Genomic DNA, 3,093 nt, shown 5'->3' with positions numbered 1-3,093 from the left:
CCCAGGCTGGTGATATAGACATAGCCTGACAGGCTGGGGTCGAGCAGGCGGGCCACGTGCGAGGATGCGGCGATCAGCTGGCAGGCCGCCGCCGTCGCGATCCACAGGCGCCGCCAGTGCAGAGAGATCCCGACCATCACCGCCAGGGCGGCCAGGTCGAGCCCCAGCACCAAGACCAGCCCGCCGGCCTCTCGCGCCAGCGGCGTCAGAAAACCAACCGAACAGGAACAGGCCGGCGATCAGCCGGGTCGGTCGGTCGCCCCGCCAGAGCGCGGCGAGACAGACCAGAACGGCCAGGACGGTCATCGCCTTGGGGATCAGCTGGGCGGGCATCAGGCGGCCACCATCGGGGTGCTCAGGCCGCCAGGCGGGATGATAATGGGCCAGGCCGGGGCGATCCCCAGACCGCGCCCCACAGCAGGGCGAAGACGGCGCCCATGTTCCAGATATTCTGGGTTCATGATGATCGTGTTGAGGGCGATGCGCAGGTCCATCAGGGCCGCCGCATGGGCGACCGTGGCCATCAGCAGGCAGGCGGCCGCCACGGCGATCCAGACACGCCTCCAGCGCAGCGACACCCAGACAAACACCGCCAGGATCGTCGCATCGAGCAGGAACGGCAGGACCTCGACATCCGTCCGGCGCCATTGAAGGCCAGGAGGGCGATGGCGAAGCCGGTGCCATAGGCCAGGCCGACCAATCGCGCCGGCCTGTCGCCCCGCCATAGGGCCAGACCGCAGACCAGGGCGGCGAACAGCTGGGCCAGATGGATCAGATGATTTTCCATCGCGCCTTTCGCCCTAATAGAGCGGGCCGCGAGGGCGCGTCGCGGGCGCGGCGGCGTGGGGGCCTTCACGCTGTCACGCGCCACGGGCGCATTGGTCCTGACCCGGTCCAGAATGAACATGAATTCGTGCGCCACCATGATCGTGCCGCCCAACAGGACGGCCGCGCCGATGGCGATGCCGACGATCATGCCCAACCACTGGAGGGTGTTGAGCCGGTAACGCCAGTCCCCATCACGATGTCCTGGGTGAGGGGCGCGGCGTCGGTCAGGAAAGCGATCGCCGCCAGCGTCCTCAGAGTCAGGTCCGTCCCGGAGACGCCCTCGTTCTGCGCCTTGCGCAGCGACCAGATGGTCTCGCCCACCAGCTCGGCCCGCTCCGGCGTGGCCGCCAGAGTCAGAAGGCTGTCCTCCAGCGTCCGCCAGGTCGCCACGAAGAAGCCCGTGGCCTCCCGGGAGGTCTGGTTGTCGTTGTCGTTCATCGGAACCCCCATTATGGGGATCAGAGGAGCCGAGGTCGTCACCCACAGCCATGGCGGACGGTTGCCTACGGTAGTCATTGCCGGGGTCCGCCTCCCAGGCGACGAAGGCCAGGGCGGCGTCTCGCCGGCTTACCCCGCCCAGGCGACGACGGGCGCTGAGCACATGCATCTCGACCGTCTTGGGCGACAGGTCCAGGTGGCGCGCGATTTCCTTGGACTGCATGTGGCCGGCGACCAGGCGCAGGATCTCGCGCTCCCGAGGCGTGAGCTTGTCAAAGACGGAAACACTGACGGGCTCGACCATGCCGACTCATGAACGCCGGGGTTCGGCGTCCGTCCTGATACTATCGGTTACTGACGCGGTTAGGCCGTGGCGGCCGAGAAGGGCAGTCGGGTCGTGGACTGGTTCGACAGGGCCAGCAGGGCATTGGCCACCGCCGGGCCAATCACCGGCGTGCCGGGCTCGCCGACCCCGCTCGGGGGATTGTTCGACGGCACGATGTGAACCTCAACGGTCGGCGCCTCGTTGAAACGCAGCACGCGATAGGTGTCGAAATTGCTCTGATCAACGACCCCCTCGGTCAGGGTCACTTCGCCGAAGAGAGCCGCCGACAGCCCGTAGCAGGTGCCACCTTCCATCTGGGCCGCGACCTGGTCAGGCGAAATGGCGATGCCGCAGTCGATGGCGGTGACCACGCGCCCGACTCGGGGCGCGCCGTCCACAAGCTTGACCTCGGCGACCTGGGCGACCACCGAGCCGAAGCTTTCGTGAACGGCCACGCCGCGCGTATAGCCCGTCGTAACCTTGGGCCCGGCCTTCTCGACGGCGAGATTGAGCGCATCCAGATGACGCTGGGCGCCGGCCTTGGTGTAGAGCGCCCGGCGGTAGTCGACCGGATCCTTGCCGGCCTTGCGGGCCAGCTGGTCGATGGTGTGCTCCATGGCGAAGGCGGTGTGGGTCGCCCCCACCGAACGCCACCACAGGACCGGCACACCGGCGTCGGGCAGGGCGACCTGAGCGTCGACGATCGGGGTGGCCTTCAGATAGGGCGAGCCCATGGCTCCCTCGACGGCCGAGGTGTCAACGCCCTTGGTGGGCATCGGCGAGCCCTTCATGACCGACTGGCCGACGATGCGGTGACGCCAGGTGGCCGGATAGCCGTCCTTGTCGAGCGTCACGCGCACGGCGTGGTGCACCATGGGCCGGTAGTAGCCGGCGCGCATGTCGTCCTCGCGCGTCCAGACCAGCTTCACCGGACGACCCTTGCCGACCTTCTTGGCGATCTGCACGCACTCGGCCGAATAGTCCGACTGGAAGGTGGCGCGCCGGCCGAACGAGCCGCCCGCGAACAGGGTCTCGATCTCGACCGAGCCCGGCAGGGTCCCGACGATCTTGGCGGCGTTCAGCTGGTCCAGGGTCGGGCCTTGCGAGCCGAAGGTCAGCTTGACCTTGTTGCCGTCGACCTGGGCGACGCAGTTCATCGGCTCCATCGTCGCGTGGGCCAGATAGGGGAAGTGGTAGGTGGTCTCGAAGGCGTCCTTGCCGGCCGAGGCCGCCGCGGCGTCGCCCTTGGAGTCGAAGGCTTCCCACTTCAGATCGGCCGGACCCTTGCCGGCGGCGATGTCGCGATAGTGGTCAGCCAGCGCCTTGGAGCCGCGCTTCTCGGCCTTGTCCTCGTTCCATTCGACCTTCAGCGCCTCGCGGCCCATGCGCGCGGCATAGGTGCTGTCGGCGACGACAGCGACCCCGGTCGGGATCTCATAGATCTCGACCACGCCCGGAACCTTCCGGGCCTCGGCGGCGTCGAAGCTTTTAACCACAGCGCG

Annotated in this window: 4 protein-coding genes and 1 pseudogene; all 5 read right to left on the bottom strand. The window is 68.0% G+C overall.

Features of this window, described 5'->3' with window-relative positions; translation table 11 throughout:
• Positions 1 to 332: 332 nt before the first annotated feature.
• Complete coding sequence (locus CSW58_RS14415) at positions 333 to 545, bottom strand: hypothetical protein (protein ID WP_201721650.1); 213 nt, start codon at positions 543 to 545, stop codon at positions 333 to 335.
• Entirely contained in the window at positions 524 to 982 is a 459-nt protein-coding gene (locus tag CSW58_RS14410) for a hypothetical protein (protein ID WP_236627791.1), read from the bottom strand. The genes CSW58_RS14415 and CSW58_RS14410 overlap by 22 nt, the downstream gene beginning before the upstream one ends.
• Positions 973 to 1,266: a hypothetical protein gene (locus CSW58_RS11355; protein WP_201721652.1), complete on the bottom strand. Its 294-nt coding sequence runs from the start codon at positions 1,264 to 1,266 to the stop codon at positions 973 to 975. The genes CSW58_RS14410 and CSW58_RS11355 overlap by 10 nt, the downstream gene beginning before the upstream one ends.
• A gap of 121 nt (positions 1,267 to 1,387) precedes the next feature.
• A pseudogene (locus CSW58_RS15815) lies at positions 1,388 to 1,570 on the bottom strand (helix-turn-helix transcriptional regulator); the annotation flags it as partial.
• A gap of 59 nt (positions 1,571 to 1,629) precedes the next feature.
• Positions 1,630 to 3,093 (bottom strand): xanthine dehydrogenase family protein molybdopterin-binding subunit (locus CSW58_RS11345; protein WP_099447361.1); only part of this gene is annotated, 1,464 nt, incomplete at its 5' end.

This window comes from Caulobacter sp. B11, assembly GCF_002737765.1.
Lineage (GTDB): Bacteria > Pseudomonadota > Alphaproteobacteria > Caulobacterales > Caulobacteraceae > Caulobacter.
The sequence above is the reverse complement of the archived record's forward strand: the minus strand, read 5'-3'. Positions and strand labels throughout refer to the sequence as shown.